The organism is Pseudomonas sp. Seg1, assembly GCF_018326005.1.
Taxonomy (GTDB): Bacteria; Pseudomonadota; Gammaproteobacteria; order Pseudomonadales; family Pseudomonadaceae; genus Aquipseudomonas.
On record NZ_AP021903.1, the window covers coordinates 5,404,878 to 5,421,182 of the forward strand.

The following is a 16,305-nucleotide window of genomic DNA, read 5'->3' on the forward strand; positions in this document are numbered from 1 at the left end:
GCTTGCCGCTTGAAGCTTGACGCTTCGAGCTGCTTTTAAAAGTTGCCTTGGACCCACTTTTTCAGTCGGTCGAGCAGCGGCGCCTGTGGCTCTTCGCTGCTATAGCTGTCGCGGCTGCCGATGCCGGAGAACGAAACCCCGTCGGACTGCTTTTGCAGGCCGTACATCAACAAGCCAACGCCAGTGGAATAAATCGGGTTACGTACCACGTCATCCAGACCTTTCACGCCATGCGGGACACCAAGGCGTACCGGCATGTGGAAGATCTCTTCGGCCAGCTCGGTGGCACCTTCCATCTTCGAAGTGCCGCCGGTCAGGACGATGCCGGCCGGGATAAGGTCTTCGTAGCCGCTGCGACGCAGTTCAGCCTGAATCAGGGTGAACAGTTCGTCGTAACGCGGCTCGACCACTTCGGCCAAAGCCTGACGCGACAGTTCGCGCGGTGGACGGTCACCAACGCTTGGCACCTTGATGGTTTCACCGGCACCGGCCAGTTTGGCCAGGGCGCAGGCGTAGCGAATTTTGATCTCTTCGGCGTACTGGGTCGGGGTGCGCAACGCCATGGCGATGTCGTTGGTCACTTGATCACCGGCAATCGGGATCACCGCGGTGTGGCGGATCGCGCCTTCGGTGAAGATCGCGATGTCGGTGGTGCCGCCGCCGATGTCGACCAGGCACACGCCCAGTTCTTTCTCGTCATCGGTCAGTACCGAGTAGGCCGAGGCCAGTTGCTCGAGAATGATGTCGTCGATTTCCAGGCCGCAGCGACGCACGCATTTTTCAATGTTCTGCGCGGCGTTGACGGCGCAAGTCACTACGTGAACCTTGGCTTCCAGGCGCACGCCGGACATGCCCAGTGGCTCGCGAACGCCTTCCTGGTTATCGATCACGTAATCCTGCGGCAGGGTGTGCAGCACGCGCTGGTCAGCCGGGATCGCCACGGCCTGGGCGGCGTCGAGAACACGCTCAAGGTCAGCCGAGCTGACTTCGCGATCACGGATCGCGACGATGCCGTGGGAGTTCAGGCTGCGGATGTGATTACCCGCCACGCCGACGAACGCCGAGTGAATGCGGCAGCCCGCCATCAGTTGGGCTTCTTCGATCGCGCGCTGGATCGATTGCACGGTGGACTCGATGTTGACCACCACGCCCTTCTTCAGGCCACGGGACGGATGGGTACCGATCCCGACGATTTCCAGCGAGCCGTCGTCGGAAACCTCGCCGACCAGCGCCACCACCTTGGAGGTGCCGATATCGAGACCGACGATCATTTTGCCGCTTTGCACGTTTGCCATGGGTCCTGCCTCTTCTTAATTCTTTGCGACAGCGGGTTGGGCTGTCGTCGGCGCTACTGGTTCCCGCCAGCCAACAGCGAGGCCGTTGGCGTAGCGCAGATCGATGCGCGCAATGTTCGTAATCTGTTCTTTGAGCGTCTTGTCATAGATGGCGATGAAGCGGCGCATCTTTTCCACCAGGTTGCCGCGTCCCAGCAGCAACTCGATGCCGGGGCCGGAGCTGCCGGCACCGGTGGTCAGGAACCAGCTTCCGCGTTCACGCAATTCCAGGCGTGCGATCGAGAAGCCCAACGGCCGCAGCATCTGGCTCAAGACCTGATACTGCTGCATCACTTGCTGCTGAGCCCGTTGAGGGCCGAACAGCTGAGGCAGATGTTCGTAGTTCGCCAGCTCCTTGGGCGTAAACGCCTGGCCCTGGTTGTTCAGCAACGACTCGTCGCCCCAACGGGCCACCGGCAGTTGCTCTTCGAGGCGGATCACCACTTGATCCGGCCACACCCGGCGCACTTCGGCGTGGGCGATCCAGGGCATTTGCTCAAGCTCGGTGCGCATGCCCGCCAGGTCGATGGTGAAGAAGCTAGACGCCACGTACGGGGCGATTCGCTGTTGCACCGCTTGCTGGCTGATGTAGCTCAGGTCGCCCTGTACGGCGATCTTGGTGATCGGCCGGTCGGCGTACGGCAGCAAACGCTGTGCGCCTTCGTAAGTACCGAACCCGAGCGCCACCAGCAGCACTGGCCAGAACAGGCTTTTGAGAAAACCGAAGTTGGCTTTCGGCAGGCGCGCGGACATCGGCTCTTTGGCCACCATTCGGCTGGCACCCCGCGGCACCGGCTTGCGGCCGGGTGCGGGTGGCTGATGTCTGAGCTGAGCGCCTTGCATCGTCTTAACCTCTAGCGTCTTCAACACTGGCGGCCAGAATGGCCAGAACCAGTTGCTGGAAATCCAGACCGGCCGCACGGGCCGCCATCGGCACCAGGCTGTGATCGGTCATGCCCGGGGCGGTATTCACTTCGAGGAACCAGAACTGCCCGTCGGCGTCCTGCATCACGTCCGCCCTGCCCCAACCGGCAATACCCAGCGCCTCACAGGCCTTGGCCGTGAGATCCATGAGTTCCTGTTCTTTGTCAGCGTCCAGCCCGCACGGAATGCGGTACTGGGTATCGTTGGCGATGTACTTGGCGTCGTAGTCGTAGAACGTGTGCGGTGTACCCAGGGCAATCGGAGGCAACACCTGGTCACGCAGGGTGGCGATGGTGAACTCCGGACCTTGAATCCATTGCTCAACCAAAACTTGCGAATCGTAGGTACTGGCCGCTTTCCATGCGTCGATCAACTCGGACGCAGAACTCACTTTGGCCATCCCGATACTTGAACCTTCATGCGCCGGTTTGACGATCAAAGGGAAGCCCAGTTCCGTCGCCGCGGAAATACAATCGGCTTCGCTGCACAGCACGGCGTGACGCGGCGTCGGAATCCCGAGGCTGTGCCAGACCTGCTTGGTACGCAATTTGTCCATCGCCAGCGCCGAGGCCAGAATGCCGCTGCCGGTGTAGGGAATCCCGGCGACTTCGAGCAAGCCCTGCATGCTGCCGTCTTCACCGCCACGGCCGTGAAGAATGATGAACGCGCGGTCGATTTTTTCACTGAGCAGACGCTGCAGAATATCGGCGCCGACGTCGATGCCGAACGCGTCCACGCCAGCGCTTTGCAGCGCGTCGAGCACGGCGTTACCGGATTTCAGCGACACCTCACGCTCGGCACTCAGACCGCCGAAGAGCACGGCAACGCGGCCGAAGTCTTTCGGCGCGACAGTGGAAAACAGCTTGGCGTAGGCAGCAGTCATTTCAACTTCCCCTCGACCGACGCCGCCACGGCGCCAGCGAACAATTCACTTTTCAGCAGCTTCGGCGCGAGACCGCCGATATCACCGGCGCCCTGGCACAGCAGAATGTCGCCGGCACGCAGCAGCGGCTTGACCAGCGGCGCCAGATCGACGCCACGCTCGATGTAGATCGGGTCGAGCTGACCGCGCTGGCGGATGCTGTTGCACAGTTTGCGGCTGTCGGCACCCGGGATCGGCTCTTCGCCCGCCGGATAGACTTCCATCAGCAGCAGCACGTTGGCATCGGCCAGTACATTGACGAAGTCGTCGTACAGATCGCGGGTGCGGCTGTAACGGTGCGGCTGGTAAACCATCACCAGACGGCGCTCCGGCCAGCCACCGCGCACGGCTTTGATCACGGCGGCGACTTCGGTCGGGTGGTGACCGTAGTCATCGACGAGCATCACGTTGCCGCCGTCCACCGGCAATTCGCCGTAGACCTGGAAACGTCGACCAACACCCTGGAAGCCCGACAGGCCCTGGACGATGGCTTCGTCACTGACGCCTTCGTCAGTGGCGATGCAAATGGTCGCCAGCGAGTTGAGCACGTTGTGGTTGCCCGGCATGTTCACGGACACATCCAGCGGCTCGCGGTCAGGACGCAGCACGGTGAAGAAGGTCTGCATGCCTTGCTGACGCACATTGATCGCGCGCACGTCGGCGTCTTCGCTGAAGCCGTAGGTCACAGTCGGACGCTTGACCAGCGGAAGGATTTCACGCACCACCGGATCGTCCAGGCACATCACCGCCAGACCGTAGAACGGCAGGTTGTGCAGGAACTCGACGAAGGTTTTCTTCAGTTTGTTGAAGTCACCGTCGTAGGTCGCCATGTGGTCGGCGTCGATGTTGGTGACCACGGCCACCAGCGGTTGCAGGTGCAGGAAGCTCGCATCGCTTTCGTCGGCTTCGGCGATCAGGTAACGACTGGTGCCGAGCTGGGCATTGGTGCCCGCCGCATTGAGACGGCCACCGATCACGAAGGTCGGATCCAGACCACCGGCGGCGAACACCGAAGCGATCAGGCTGGTGGTGGTGGTTTTGCCGTGAGTACCGGCGACGGCGATGCCGTGGCGATAGCGCATCAGCTCAGCGAGCATTTCGGCACGCGGCACTACCGGGATGCGACGTTCCAGCGCGGTCGCGACTTCCGGGTTGGAGGTGTTCACGGCGCTCGACACCACCAGTACATCAGCGGTCGCGGCGTTTTCGGCACGGTGGCCGATGTAGATGTGCGCGCCGAACGACTCCAGACGCTCGGTGACCGGCGAAGCTTTCAGGTCGGAACCGGACACTTCATAGCCCAGGTTCAACAACACTTCGGCAATCCCGCACATGCCCACGCCGCCGATACCGACGAAGTGGATGCGACGGATGCGGCGCATTTCCGGTTGCGGCATGGCTTTCTGATTCTCAACCATGAGCCACCTCCAGGCAGGTATCGACCACGCTACGGGTGGCATCGGGTTTCGCCAGACGGCGGGCCGCTTGGGCCATATCTTCGAGTCGTTGCGGTTGCATCAAGACCTCTGTCAGGCGCGCGGCAAGGTCCGCGGCACCAGTCGTTCTTTGCGGCATCAGGAAGGCAGCGCCTTCGCGGGCCAAATAATCGGCGTTGCGGGTCTGGTGATCGTCGATCGCGTGGGGCAAAGGCACCAGCATCGAGGGCAGACCGGCGGCAGCCAGCTCACTGATGGTCAACGCGCCTGCACGGCACACCACCAGGTCAGCCCAGCCATAGGCCTGGGCCATGTCTTTGATGAACGGCTGCACCTGCGCTTCCACGCCGGCGGCGCGGTAGCGCTCTGCAGTCACTTCATCGTGGTTTTTGCCGGCCTGATGAAACACTTCCGGGCGCAAATCGGCAGCGACTTGGGCCAGGGCTTCAGGCAGCAACTTGTTCAACGGTTCTGCGCCCAGGCTTCCGCCGAGGATCAGCAAACGCGCTTTGCGGCCCGCCAGAGCAGGTCGCGATGTGTCGAGGAACAGCTCGCTGCGCACCGGGTTTCCGGTGGTACGGCGGGTGTCCGACAGAGTAAAGGTGTCGGGGAACGCTTCACACACCCGGGCGGCGAACGGCACCAGCAACCGATTGGCGGTGCCGGCCACAGCGTTCTGCTCGTGAACGATCACCGGCACACCGGCCAGTTTCGCGGCGAGACCGCCGGGGCCAGTCACATAACCACCGAAGCCGACCACACACACCGGCTTCAAGCGACGAATGATCGCCCGCGCCTGCCACACCGATTTCAGCAGCATGAATGGCGCCTTGAGCAGCGACAGCTTGCCCTTGCCGCGCAGGCCAGTGGCGTTGATCCGGTGCAGTTCCAGCCCTGCGGCCGGCACCAGTTCGTTTTCGATCCCGCGTGGCGTGCCGAGCCAGTGCACGGTGTAGCCGCGCGCCTGAAACTCGCGGGCACAAGCCAGCGCCGGGAACACGTGGCCGCCGGTTCCGCCGGCCATGATCAATACGTTAGCGCCCATGATTCGGCTCCTCGGCGAAGTCGCTCTCATGGAATTCCATTTCTTCACTGCCCAGGTGGGTTCGGCTCTCCCACTCGATCCTCAGCAACAAGCCAAGACAGGCGCAGCAGATCACCAACGAACTGCCGCCGTAACTGAGGAACGGCAAGGTCAGCCCCTTGGTTGGCAGCAGGCCGACGTTCACACCGATGTTGATCAGGAACTGACCGATCCACAGGAACGACAGACCGTAAGCCACATACGCGGCGAAGAACTGCTTGGCTTTTTCGGCCCACAAGCCGATGTACATGCCACGAATACACACGAACACGAACAGCGCCACGGTGCACAACGAACCGACCGCACCCAGTTCTTCGGCCAGGACCGAGAACACGAAGTCGGTGTGCGCTTCCGGCAGGTAGAACTGCTTCTGCACGCTGTTGCCCAGACCGACGCCGAGCCATTCACCGCGACCGAACGCGATCAACGCTTGCGACAACTGGTAACCGGCGCCGAACTGGTCGGCCCACGGGTCGGCGAAGTTGGTCAGACGCGCCATCCGGTACGGCTGCATCTGAATCAGCAAGACCACGGCGCCGACCGCCAACACCACCATCAGCGAAAAGCGGAACAAGCCGACCCCGCCGAGGAACAGCATCGCCGCCGCTGCGCCCATCATTACCACGGTGGCACCGAAGTCTGGCTCCATCAGCAACAGACCGGCCATTGGCAGCAGCACGATGAACGGCTTGAAGAAGCCCATCCAGCTCTCGCGCACTTCTTTCTGACGCCGCACCAGATAACCGGCGAGGTAGATCACCACGAATACTTTGGCGATCTCGGACGGCTGCACGTTGAAGAAGCTGAAACCGATCCAGCGCATCGAACCGTTCACTTCGCGGCCGATGCCCGGGATGATTACCATCACCAACAGTCCGAATGCACCGATCAGCATCAACCAGCCCAGACGCTGCCAGGTGGCGATCGGAATCATCATGGTGACGATGCACGCGCCCAGACCCAACACCACATAAATAAGGTGGCGAGTCATGTAATACAGGGCACTGCCCGACTGCGCCGCACCCACTTCGGTGGACGCCGAGGCAATCATGATCAGGCCGAGACCGAGCAGCGCCAGACAACCGGCGAGCATCGGGAAGTCGAGGTCGATGCCGCGCCCGGTGATGATCGGCGACGGATACGGCTTGATGATATTGCGCAGGCTCATGCCAGATCCTCCACGGCGCGGACGAACTGGTGACCACGGTCTTCGTAATTCTTGAACATGTCGAAACTGGCGCAGGCCGGCGACAACAGCACCACATCACCCGGCTGGGCGGCGGCGCGGCATTGCGCAACGGCGTCGACCAGCGAGGTCGCACGAATCAATGGCACGGCATCACCGATGGCTTCGCCGATCTTGTCGGAGTCGCGGCCCATCAGGATCACGGCGCGGCAGTTGGCCGCCACCGGAGCACGCAGATCATTGAATTCGGCACCCTTGCCATCGCCGCCGGCGATCAGGATGACCTTGCCGTCGATGTCCGCGCCCAAGCCTTCGATGGCCGCCAGCGCAGCGCCAACGTTGGTGGCTTTGGAATCGTTGTAGTAAGCGACGCCGTCGAGATCACGCACCCACTGGCAGCGATGTTCGAGACCGGCAAAGGTACGCAAGGCCGAGAGCATGGCGTCGAACGACAGGCCAACCGCATGACCGAGCGCCAGCGCCGCGAGGGCGTTGGACTGGTTATGCGCGCCGCGAATCTTCAGCTCACGCACCGGCATCAGGTTCTGGAATTCGAAGGCGAGGTACTTCTCGCCATCTTCTTCGCGGATACCGAATGCCTTGAAATCCGGTTTGGTCAGGCCGAATGTCCAGCATGGCTGGCCCTCGCCGATCAGCGGACGGGTCAGCGCATCCTGACGGTTGACCACGAACTGCCTGGCGCCACGGAAAATCCGGTGCTTGGCGAGGTGGTAGGCCGGCAGACCGCTGTAGCGATCCATGTGGTCTTCGCTGATGTTCAGCACGGTCGCCACTTCAGCGTTGAGCTGGTCGGTGGTTTCCAGCTGGAAGCTCGACAGCTCCATCACGTACAGCTCGACGTCGTCGCTGAGCAGGTCCAGCGCCGGGGTGCCGAGGTTACCGCCAACAGCGACGCGTTTGCCGGCCGCAGCCGCCATCTCGCCGACCAGGGTGGTGACGGTGCTTTTCGCGTTGGAACCGCTGATGGCCACGATCGGCGCCTGCGCGTTACGCGCGAACAGCTCGATGTCGCCGGACAGTTTCACGCCACGGGCCGCAGCGGCTTGCAGGGCCGGGGTCGCCAGCGCCAGGCCGGGGCTCACGTAGAGCTCGTCGGCACGGCACAGGAATTCGACGTCCAGCTCGCCACAACGCACTTCCACGTGCGGATAGTCACGCTTGAGCGTGGCCAGTTCCGGTGGATTTTCCCGCGTGTCGGCCACGGCAAACGACGTGCCCCGGTTCGCCAGGAAGCGAACCAGGGACATGCCGCTCTTGCCGAGGCCGACAACGATGCGGAAGTGGTCAGAAGCGATCAGAGACACTCGTTCTACCTCAGCTTCAGGGTGGCAAGGCCGATCAGCACGAGAATCACGGTGATGATCCAGAAACGGACGATCACGCGCGGCTCGGGCCAGCCCTTGAGTTCAAAGTGGTGGTGTATCGGAGCCATGCGGAACACACGGCGACCGGTCAGCTTAAAGGACGCAACCTGAATGACGACTGACAGGGTTTCCATCACGAACACGCCGCCCATGATGAACAGGACGATTTCCTGACGGACGATCACCGCGATGGTGCCCAGTGCCGCGCCGAGTGCCAGTGCACCGACGTCGCCCATGAACACTTGCGCCGGGTAGGTGTTGAACCACAGGAAGCCCAGACCGGCACCGATCAGCGCACCGCAGAACACGATCAGCTCACCCGCGCCCGGCACATACGGGATCAGCAGGTATTCAGCGAATTTCACGTTACCCGACAAGTAGCAGAAGATGCCCAGACCACCGCCGACCATCACGGTTGGCATGATTGCCAGACCGTCGAGGCCGTCGGTGAGGTTGACCGCGTTGCTCGAACCGACGATCACAAAGTAGGTCAGCACGATGAAGCCGGCGCCCAGCGGAATGCTGTAGTCCTTGAGCATCGGCAGGATCAGTGTCGTTTCCACTGGGGTGGAAGCGGTCATATAAAGGAAGATCGCCGCGCCGAGGCCGAACACCGATTGCCAGAAATACTTCCAGCGGCTCGGCAGGCCACGCGAATTCTTCTCGATGACTTTGCGGTAATCGTCGACCCAGCCGATGGCACCGAACAGCAGGGTCACCAGCAAAACAGTCCAGACGTAACGGTTGCTCAGGTCAGCCCAGAGCAGAGTGCTGACGCCGATCGAAGAGAGAATCAGCGCGCCACCCATGGTCGGCGTACCGGATTTCGACAAGTGCGATTGCGGACCATCGTTACGAACGGATTGACCGATCTGACGGTTCTGCAAAGTGCGGATCATCCACGGGCCATAGCACAGCGACAAAACCAGCGCGGTCAGCACACCGAGGATCCCGCGCAGGGTCAGGTACTGGAAGACCGCGAAGCCTTTGTAGAACTGTTGCAGATACTCCGCTAGCAGCAGCAGCATTAATGTTTCTCCAGACTGGACCCGCACAGAGCCGCAACGATGTTTTCCATCGCTGCACTGCGCGAACCCTTGATCAAAATAGTGGTGTTTGTGTCCTGCTCGGCGTCGAGGGCCTGGATCAGTTCGGCTTGCGTGCCGAAGTGATGCGCCTGCTCACCGAAAGCGTTTACGGCGTGAACCATGTTTGGCCCGACTGCATAAAGCGCGGAAACCTTGCCCCGGGCGTATTCGCCCACGTCGCGGTGCCCCTGCTCCGCCCAATCGCCCAACTCGCCGATATCTCCGAGCACCAGGACGGTGCGGCCGGAAAAGCCGGCGAGTATATCAACGGCCGCGCACATCGAGGTGGGGTTTGCGTTGTAAGTGTCATCAATCACGCGCATGCCGTTTTTCGCCAGTTGCGCAACGGTACGACCCTTGACCGGTTGCACGGCGCCCAGCCCTGTGGCGATGCCGAACAGCGACACACCCAGGGCGTGCGCAGCGGCGGCGGCGGCCATGGCATTGGCAACGTTGTGGGTGCCGAGCAGGTTCAGTTGAACGCGCTCGACACCTTCAGGTGTGTGCAGATTGAAGGCCGGGCAACCACGGGCATCGGTGCTCAAGTCGCTGGCGTAGAAGTCAGCTTGCGAATTGCTCAAAGCGAAGGTCAGCACTTTGCGAGCGCCCGCACGGATCTTCCAGATCCCGAAGGCCTTGTCATCGAGGTTAAGCACGGCGACGCCATCGGCCGCCAGCCCGTCGATGATTTCGCCCTTGGCTTCGACGATTTTTTCCGGGCCGCCGAACTCACCGACGTGCGCGGTGCCGGCATTGTTCAGGATCGCCACATGCGGCTTGGTCAGGCCAACGGTGTAGGCGATTTCGCCGAGGCGCGAGGCGCCCAGTTCGATCACCGCCGAAGTGTGCTCCGGGGCTAGTTCGAGCAGGGTCAGCGGCGCGCCGAGGTCGTTGTTCAAATTGCCACGAGTGGCCAGCACCGGGCCGCGCGTGCGCAGAATGCTCGCGAGCATTTCCTTGACCGTGGTCTTGCCGCTGGAGCCGGTGATGGCCGCGACTGGCTGAGTGAATGCGGCACGGTTCAAGGCGCCCAATTGGCCGAGGGCCTGACGCGTGTCCTTGACCAGCAATTGCGGCAGCGTGCTGTCGGCGACTTCACGCTCGACCAGCGCAGCCACCGCGCCTTTGGCGGCGACGTCGTTCAAATAGTCATGACCGTCGAAACGCGGGCCGGTCAGGGCAATAAACAGTTGGCCAGGTTTGATCGCACGGCTGTCGATGCTGACGCCGTCGAAACTGGCATCGGCGCTGATCAGGCGTGCGTCGAGCGCGTTGGTCAACTCGCTGAGTTTCAGGGCCTTAAGCATGGGCCACCTCCCAAGCGGTCAGGGCGTGATCGGCCTCGACCAGATCAGAGAAGGCATGGCGCTCGCCGTTGATTTCCTGATAGTCCTCGTGACCTTTACCCGCCAGCACAATCACGTCATCCGCCGAAGCGCCGGCAATCAGTTGCGCAATCGCCTGGCCACGGCCGGCGACGAAGGTGACTTTATCCACAGCCGTGAAACCGGCGCGGATGTCATCGAAAATTACTGCCGGGTCTTCAGTGCGCGGGTTGTCGTCGGTGACCAGCACTTGATCGGCCAGACGCTCGACCACTTCGGCCATCAACGGACGCTTGCCGCGATCGCGATCACCGCCACAGCCGAACAGGCACAGCAGTCGGCCTTTGACGTGCGGGCGCAAAGCGGTCAGAACTTTTTCCAATGCATCCGGAGTGTGGGCGTAATCGACCACCACCAACGGCTGAGTGCCGCCGCCCAGACGCTGCATGCGACCGGCCGGACCTTCGAGTTTCGGCAGCACTTTGAGAATTTCGTCGAGCGCGTAATCCAGACCGAGCAAGGCACCGACCGCCGCCAATACGTTGCTCAGGTTGAAGCGACCGAGCAAGGTGCTGCGCAGATGATGTTCGCCCTGCGGCGTCACCAGCGTGGCGCGCACACCGTGGTCGTCGAACTGCGCTTCGCGGCAAAACAGGTAGGCGCTGCTGTCGAGCAGGCTGTAGGTGATCAAACGCGACTCGCGTTTTTCGGCAGCCAGTTGCCGGCCGAAATCGTCGTCGAGGTTGACCACGCGGCACTTCAGATCATTCCAGGCGAACAGCTTGGCCTTGGCCTCGGCGTACGCCTCCATGGTGCCGTGATAATCCAGATGATCGCGGGACAGGTTGGTCATCACCGCCACGTCGAACGCCAGCGCAGTGACCCGGCCCTGATCCAGACCGTGGGACGAGACCTCCATGGCCACGGCTTTGGCGCCGGCCTTTTTCAGGTCGCCCAGGGTCGCTTGTACGGCGATCGGATTCGGCGTGGTGTGCAGACCGCTTTCCAGTGCGCCATAGAAGCCGGAACCGAGGGTACCGACGATGCCGCAATGCTGGCCAAGCAGATCCAGTGCCTGCGCGACCAATTGGGTCACGCTGGTCTTGCCGTTGGTGCCGGTCACGCCGATCAGGTTCAGGTGATGGCTTGGCTCGCCGTAAAAACGCCCGGCGATATCCGACAGCTGCGCCGCCAGACCTTTGACCGGAATCAGCGGCACATCGGTGATCGGCAGCACAGTGGCGCCTTCCACTTCATAGGCCACGGCCGCCGCGCCGCGCGCCAGAGCATCGGCAATGTGCGCACGGCCATCGAATTTTCCGCCAGGCACCGCGAGGAACAGGTCGCCCGCGCGTACGTTGCGACTGTCCAGCGCCAATTCACGGATCAACAGATCGTGGCCGGCGTGGGGGAATATCTTGTTCAGACTTAATGACATCAGCCGCGCCCTCCATTGGCTTTCAGCGGAACGACCGGGGTAGCGTTGGCCTGTTGCGTGGTCGGCAGGTTGTCCGGGGTCACGTTCATCAGGCGCAGGGTGCCGGACATCACACGGCTGAACACCGGTGCGGAAACCAGACCACCGAAGTAACCGGCCTTGGACGGTTCATCGATCACCACAACGATGGCGTAACGCGGATCGCTCATCGGCCCGAAACCGGCGAACAGCGAACGGTAAGAGTTTTCGGCGTAGCCCTTGGTACCCACCGAAGTCTTGCGCGCAGTACCCGATTTGCCGGCCACGTGGTACGCCGGCACCTGTGCACGAAACACGCCGCGCGGGGCTTCGATCACTTGCGTCAGCATGCCTTGCATGGTTTTCGCGACCGCTTCCGGCAGCACTTGCGTGGTTTGCGGCGGCTTGTCGGTTTTGATCAGAGTCAATGGCGCCAGACGACCATTGTTGGCCAGCGCCGAGAACGCGTGAACAAGCTGAATCGCGGTCACGGAAATACCGTAGCCGTAAGACAGCGTGGCAGTTTCAGCCTTGCGCCATTCGCGGTAGTTCGGCAGGTTGCCGACACGTTCGCCCGGGAAGCCGAGGCCGGTGTCCTGGCCAAGGCCGACTTTCTGCGCGAGACGGAAAATCGTTTCGCCGCCGATATCGAAGGCAACCTTACTCATGCCGACGTTACTGGAATTGATCAGGATGCCGGTCAGGTCGAGTACCGGACCTTCGGTCTTGGAAACGTCCTTGATCGTGTACTTGCCGATCTGCAGGGAGCCCGGGTACACCTCGACGGTATCGCTCGGTTTCCAGCGGCCGGTTTCGATCGCGGCGCTCATGGAGATGGCTTTCATGGTCGAACCCGGTTCAAACACGTCGATCATTGCGCGGTTACGCATCATCGCCGGTTGCAGGTTGCGACGGTTGTTCGGGTTGTAGGTCGGCTGGTTGACCATGGCGAGAATTTCGCCGGTCTTCACGTCCATGATCACCAGACTGCCGGCCTTGGCGCCGTTCTCGATGATCGCGTTACGCAGCTCGCGGTTGGCCAGATATTGCAGACGCAGGTCAATGGACAACGCCAAGGGCTTGCCGGCCTTGGCGTTTTTGGTGACCTGGACATCCTTGATCAGCCGACCGCGCCGATCCTTGATGACCTGTCGTTTGCCCGGTACTCCGGCGAGCCATTCGTCATAAGCGAGTTCGACACCTTCGCGACCGTGGTCATCGATGTCGGTAAACCCGACCATATGCGCGGTGACTTCACCGGCCGGGTAGAACCGGCGGAATTCTTCGATGCCGTAGACGCCCGGCACTTTCAGATCGAGTACAGCCTGGCCCTGCTCGGGGGTCAGCCCGCGCACCAGATAGATGAATTCCTTGTTGGCTTGCGCTTCGAGGCGTTCGGTCAGGGCTTTCGGGTCCTGACCCAGGGCGGCAGCGAGTGCCGGCCACTTCTCTTTGGCGGTCTGCATTTCCTTGGCGTTGGCCCACAGCGTGGTCACCGGGGTACTCACGGCCAAAGGCTCGCCGTTACGGTCGGTGATCAGACCACGGTGAGCCGGAATTGGAATGTGACGCAGGCTGCGCGCGTCGCCCTGACCTTTGAGGAAGTCACGGTCAACCACTTGCAGGTCGATGATGCGCCAGCAGATCGCCGCGACCATCACGCCGAGCAGCGCCACCATCAGGCGGAAGCGCCATGGGAACAGTGCGCCTTCGAGTTTCATCATGGCGCCACCATCTTCACGTCAGCCGCGCCGGGAATGTGCATCTTCAGTTGTTCGGTGGCCAGCACTTCGATCCGGCTGTGCGCTGTCCAGGTGCTTTGTTCGAGAATCAAACGGCCCCACTCGGCCTGCGCCTTGTCGCGCACGCTGAGTTCGTTGTACAGGGTGTTGAGCAACTGCCGGTTCCAGTGCGCGCTGTAGGACACGGCGATGGCCGACACGAGCACGCCGATGAACAGCAGCAGCATCAGAAAGCTGCCGCCGGGCAGTGGCTTGGCGAAAAGCTTGCTCACCGCAGCTTCTCCGCGACGCGCATGACGGCGCTACGGGAACGTGGGTTGGCTTTGAGTTCGGCGTCGGAGGCCGTCTGCGCTTTGCCATGGACTTTGATTTTCGGTTCGAACGCCACGTGGCGAACCGGCAGGTTGCGCGGCAGGTTGTCGGCTTCGCCTTTCACCAGCTTGCGCATGAACAGTTTGACGATGCGGTCTTCCAGCGAGTGAAAGCTGATGACGACCAGACGGCCGCCAACTTCCAGAGCTTCGAGTGCGGCTTCGAGGCCGGCTTCCAGATCGCCCAGTTCGTTGTTGACGTGAATGCGCAAACCCTGGAATGCACGGGTGGCCGGGTTCTTGCCCTTTTCCCACGCCGGGTTGGCGACTTTCAGCACTTCAGCCAGATCGGCGGTGCGCTCGAACGGTTTGATATCGCGACGCTCGACGACGGCGCGAGCCATACGACCGGAGAAACGTTCTTCGCCGTATTCCTTGAACACCCGGGCGATTTCCTCAGCCGGCGCGGTGTTGACGAATTCGGCAGCACTGATGCCACGGGACGGATCCATGCGCATGTCCAGCGGGCCATCGTTGAGGAAACTGAAGCCGCGCTCAGCGTCGTCGAGCTGCGGAGAAGACACGCCGAGGTCGAGCAGAATGCCGCTGACCTTGCCACTCAGCCCCTGCTCGGCAACTACCGAACCCAGCTCGGCAAAGCTGCGCTGCACAACGACAAAGCGGCCGTCTTCGGCCGCTAGCGTTTGCCCGGTGGCAATCGCTTGTGGATCTTTGTCGAACCCGATGAGCCGACCGTCCGTGCCGAGCTGGCTGAGGATCAGCCTGCTGTGTCCGCCGCGCCCGAACGTTCCGTCCAGATAGCAGCCATCAGGACGTACGGCGAGAGCCTCGACGGCTTCGTCAAGCAGTACGGTGATGTGGTTAAAGCCGCTATCAATAGTCACAGGATCAAATCACGCAGTTCATCAGGCATCGCGCCCGGTTGTTGAATAGCAGCCAGGTCAGCGGCAGAAACCGCATTCCAGGCATCCTCGTCCCACAATTGGAACTTGTTCAGTTGGCCCACCAGCATCGCTTTCTTATCAAGCCTGGCGTACTCGCGCAGACGCGGTGGAACCAGGAAACGACCACTGCCATCGAGTTCGAGGTCGACGGCATTACCAATCAGCAAACGTTGCAGCCGACGGTTCTCTTCGCGAAGCGAAGGAAGCGCGCGCAACTTGGTTTCAATAATTTCCCACTCGTCGAGCGGATAGACACACAGACACGGATCAACGGCATCAATGGTCACGATCAACTGGCCGGAACTGCGCGAATCGAGCTCGTCACGGTACCGGCTCGGCATGGCGAGACGGCCCTTTGCATCGAGACTGATAGCGTTAGCTCCGCGAAACACGTCTGCGTTTCTCCAATTTTTATCGTTTTGAGCTCAAAAAACCCACTTCATGCCACTTTCCGCCACTTGCGCACACTATAGGAATGCGCCCACCACACCGTCAAGGCGCGGATTAAAGGAAAACCCTTACAGAACGGAGATTTAGGAGCATAAAAGGAGGAGCAACGAGAATCTGGCGGATACTTTTGACCTATAACTTGATGCAGCACTGAAAGCTGCGCTCGAAAGTTAAAGTAATTTGTTAAGAGTAAGATTTTTTCGGTATTACAAAAGCGCTTCTGCTGTTGATTGAAGCAAGGTGGGAAATGGCTATTACTGCATTTGCCGCTGCCGAACTTTCAGCGCAGGCCTGCTGATAATACACAGCCCTGATGCCATTGATTCAAGCAGGGAAAGAAAAAGGTGGAGAGTCGATCTGTAAGCCGGGTTCTGTCTTGAACAGTCATTCGTCTACGATGGCCATCACTGGACATCTTTAGCAACCTACCCGGTCCCAGCGCGGGCCACGCCTTGGGACCCTATTTGGTCTTGCTCCAAGTGGGGTTTACCTAGCCACGAACTGTTGCCAGACGTGCGGTGCGCTCTTACCGCACCTTTTCACCCTTACCGGCGCTTGCGCGCTTAGGCGGTTATTTTCTGTGGCACTTTCCGTAGGCTCACGCCTCCCAGGCATTACCTGGCACTTCGCCCTATGGAGCCCGGACTTTCCTCCCCCCCTAATTTTCATAGAGGGCAGCGACTGTCCGATCGACTCT

The 16,305-nt window shown here is 61.3% G+C and carries 14 protein-coding genes and 1 other RNA gene; all 15 read right to left on the reverse strand.

The window, feature by feature from the left end; translation table 11 throughout:
* Nucleotides 1-35: 35 nt before the first annotated feature.
* Complete coding sequence (ftsA, locus tag KI231_RS24185) at nt 36-1,295, reverse strand: cell division protein FtsA (protein WP_103306210.1); 1,260 nt, start codon at nt 1,293-1,295, stop codon at nt 36-38.
* 15 nt (nt 1,296-1,310) lie between these two features.
* Entirely contained in the window at nt 1,311-2,177 is an 867-nt protein-coding gene (locus tag KI231_RS24190) for a cell division protein FtsQ/DivIB (protein ID WP_103306211.1), read from the reverse strand.
* A 4-nt stretch (nt 2,178-2,181) separates the two neighbouring features.
* Nucleotides 2,182-3,141, reverse strand: coding sequence for a D-alanine--D-alanine ligase (locus KI231_RS24195; RefSeq protein WP_213026543.1), 960 nt, complete (start codon nt 3,139-3,141; stop codon nt 2,182-2,184).
* Nucleotides 3,138-4,598 carry a UDP-N-acetylmuramate--L-alanine ligase gene (murC, locus tag KI231_RS24200; RefSeq protein ID WP_007961634.1) on the reverse strand — a complete coding sequence of 487 codons (1,461 nt, stop codon included), beginning with the start codon at nt 4,596-4,598 and terminating at the stop codon, nt 3,138-3,140. The genes KI231_RS24195 and murC overlap by 4 nt, the downstream gene beginning before the upstream one ends.
* Nucleotides 4,591-5,661 (reverse strand): undecaprenyldiphospho-muramoylpentapeptide beta-N-acetylglucosaminyltransferase, encoded by a 1,071-nt coding sequence (murG, locus tag KI231_RS24205; RefSeq protein ID WP_007916994.1) that lies wholly within the window; start codon nt 5,659-5,661, stop codon nt 4,591-4,593. The genes murC and murG overlap by 8 nt, the downstream gene beginning before the upstream one ends.
* Nucleotides 5,651-6,868 carry a putative lipid II flippase FtsW gene (gene ftsW / locus KI231_RS24210; RefSeq protein ID WP_103306213.1) on the reverse strand — a complete coding sequence of 406 codons (1,218 nt, stop codon included), beginning with the start codon at nt 6,866-6,868 and terminating at the stop codon, nt 5,651-5,653. Before ftsW ends, murG begins: the two co-directional genes overlap by 11 nt.
* Nucleotides 6,865-8,211 carry a UDP-N-acetylmuramoyl-L-alanine--D-glutamate ligase gene (murD, locus tag KI231_RS24215; protein WP_213026544.1) on the reverse strand — a complete coding sequence of 449 codons (1,347 nt, stop codon included), beginning with the start codon at nt 8,209-8,211 and terminating at the stop codon, nt 6,865-6,867. Before murD ends, ftsW begins: the two co-directional genes overlap by 4 nt.
* A 5-nt stretch (nt 8,212-8,216) precedes the next feature.
* A complete protein-coding gene (mraY, locus tag KI231_RS24220) occupies nt 8,217-9,299 on the reverse strand; it encodes a phospho-N-acetylmuramoyl-pentapeptide-transferase (protein ID WP_103306215.1) in 1,083 nt (360 codons plus the stop codon).
* A complete protein-coding gene (locus tag KI231_RS24225) occupies nt 9,299-10,666 on the reverse strand; it encodes a UDP-N-acetylmuramoyl-tripeptide--D-alanyl-D-alanine ligase (protein ID WP_213026545.1) in 1,368 nt (455 codons plus the stop codon). Before KI231_RS24225 ends, mraY begins: the two co-directional genes overlap by 1 nt.
* Nucleotides 10,659-12,122: a UDP-N-acetylmuramoyl-L-alanyl-D-glutamate--2,6-diaminopimelate ligase gene (locus KI231_RS24230; RefSeq protein ID WP_213026546.1), complete on the reverse strand. Its 1,464-nt coding sequence runs from the start codon at nt 12,120-12,122 to the stop codon at nt 10,659-10,661. Before KI231_RS24230 ends, KI231_RS24225 begins: the two co-directional genes overlap by 8 nt.
* Entirely contained in the window at nt 12,122-13,861 is a 1,740-nt protein-coding gene (locus tag KI231_RS24235) for a peptidoglycan D,D-transpeptidase FtsI family protein (protein ID WP_177431450.1), read from the reverse strand. Before KI231_RS24235 ends, KI231_RS24230 begins: the two co-directional genes overlap by 1 nt.
* Nucleotides 13,861-14,154: a cell division protein FtsL gene (gene ftsL / locus KI231_RS24240; RefSeq protein WP_007917008.1), complete on the reverse strand. Its 294-nt coding sequence runs from the start codon at nt 14,152-14,154 to the stop codon at nt 13,861-13,863. Before ftsL ends, KI231_RS24235 begins: the two co-directional genes overlap by 1 nt.
* Nucleotides 14,151-15,098 (reverse strand): 16S rRNA (cytosine(1402)-N(4))-methyltransferase RsmH, encoded by a 948-nt coding sequence (gene rsmH / locus KI231_RS24245; protein WP_371919332.1) that lies wholly within the window; start codon nt 15,096-15,098, stop codon nt 14,151-14,153. The genes ftsL and rsmH overlap by 4 nt, the downstream gene beginning before the upstream one ends.
* On the reverse strand, nt 15,095-15,550 hold the full coding sequence (mraZ, locus tag KI231_RS24250) for a division/cell wall cluster transcriptional repressor MraZ (protein ID WP_103306219.1): 456 nt from the start codon (nt 15,548-15,550) through the stop codon (nt 15,095-15,097). The genes rsmH and mraZ overlap by 4 nt, the downstream gene beginning before the upstream one ends.
* Nucleotides 15,551-15,952: 402 nt before the next feature.
* Nucleotides 15,953-16,305, reverse strand: an RNA gene (gene rnpB, locus KI231_RS24255) — RNase P RNA component class A.

Excerpts from the sequence above, each read along its gene's own strand:
- ftsA (WP_103306210.1), bottom strand. The coding sequence starts at position 1,295 with ATGGCAAACGTGCAAAGCGGCAAAATGATCGTCGGTCTCGATATCGGC.
- KI231_RS24190 (WP_103306211.1), bottom strand. The coding sequence starts at position 2,177 with ATGCAAGGCGCTCAGCTCAGACATCAGCCACCCGCACCCGGCCGCAAG.
- KI231_RS24195 (WP_213026543.1), bottom strand. The coding sequence starts at position 3,141 with ATGACTGCTGCCTACGCCAAGCTGTTTTCCACTGTCGCGCCGAAAGAC.
- murC (WP_007961634.1), bottom strand. The coding sequence starts at position 4,598 with ATGGTTGAGAATCAGAAAGCCATGCCGCAACCGGAAATGCGCCGCATC.
- murG (WP_007916994.1), bottom strand. The coding sequence starts at position 5,661 with ATGGGCGCTAACGTATTGATCATGGCCGGCGGAACCGGCGGCCACGTG.
- ftsW (WP_103306213.1), bottom strand. The coding sequence starts at position 6,868 with ATGAGCCTGCGCAATATCATCAAGCCGTATCCGTCGCCGATCATCACC.
- mraY (WP_103306215.1), bottom strand. The coding sequence starts at position 9,299 with ATGCTGCTGCTGCTAGCGGAGTATCTGCAACAGTTCTACAAAGGCTTC.
- KI231_RS24225 (WP_213026545.1), bottom strand. The coding sequence starts at position 10,666 with ATGCTTAAGGCCCTGAAACTCAGCGAGTTGACCAACGCGCTCGACGCA.
- KI231_RS24230 (WP_213026546.1), bottom strand. The coding sequence starts at position 12,122 with ATGTCATTAAGTCTGAACAAGATATTCCCCCACGCCGGCCACGATCTG.
- KI231_RS24235 (WP_177431450.1), bottom strand. The coding sequence starts at position 13,861 with ATGAAACTCGAAGGCGCACTGTTCCCATGGCGCTTCCGCCTGATGGTG.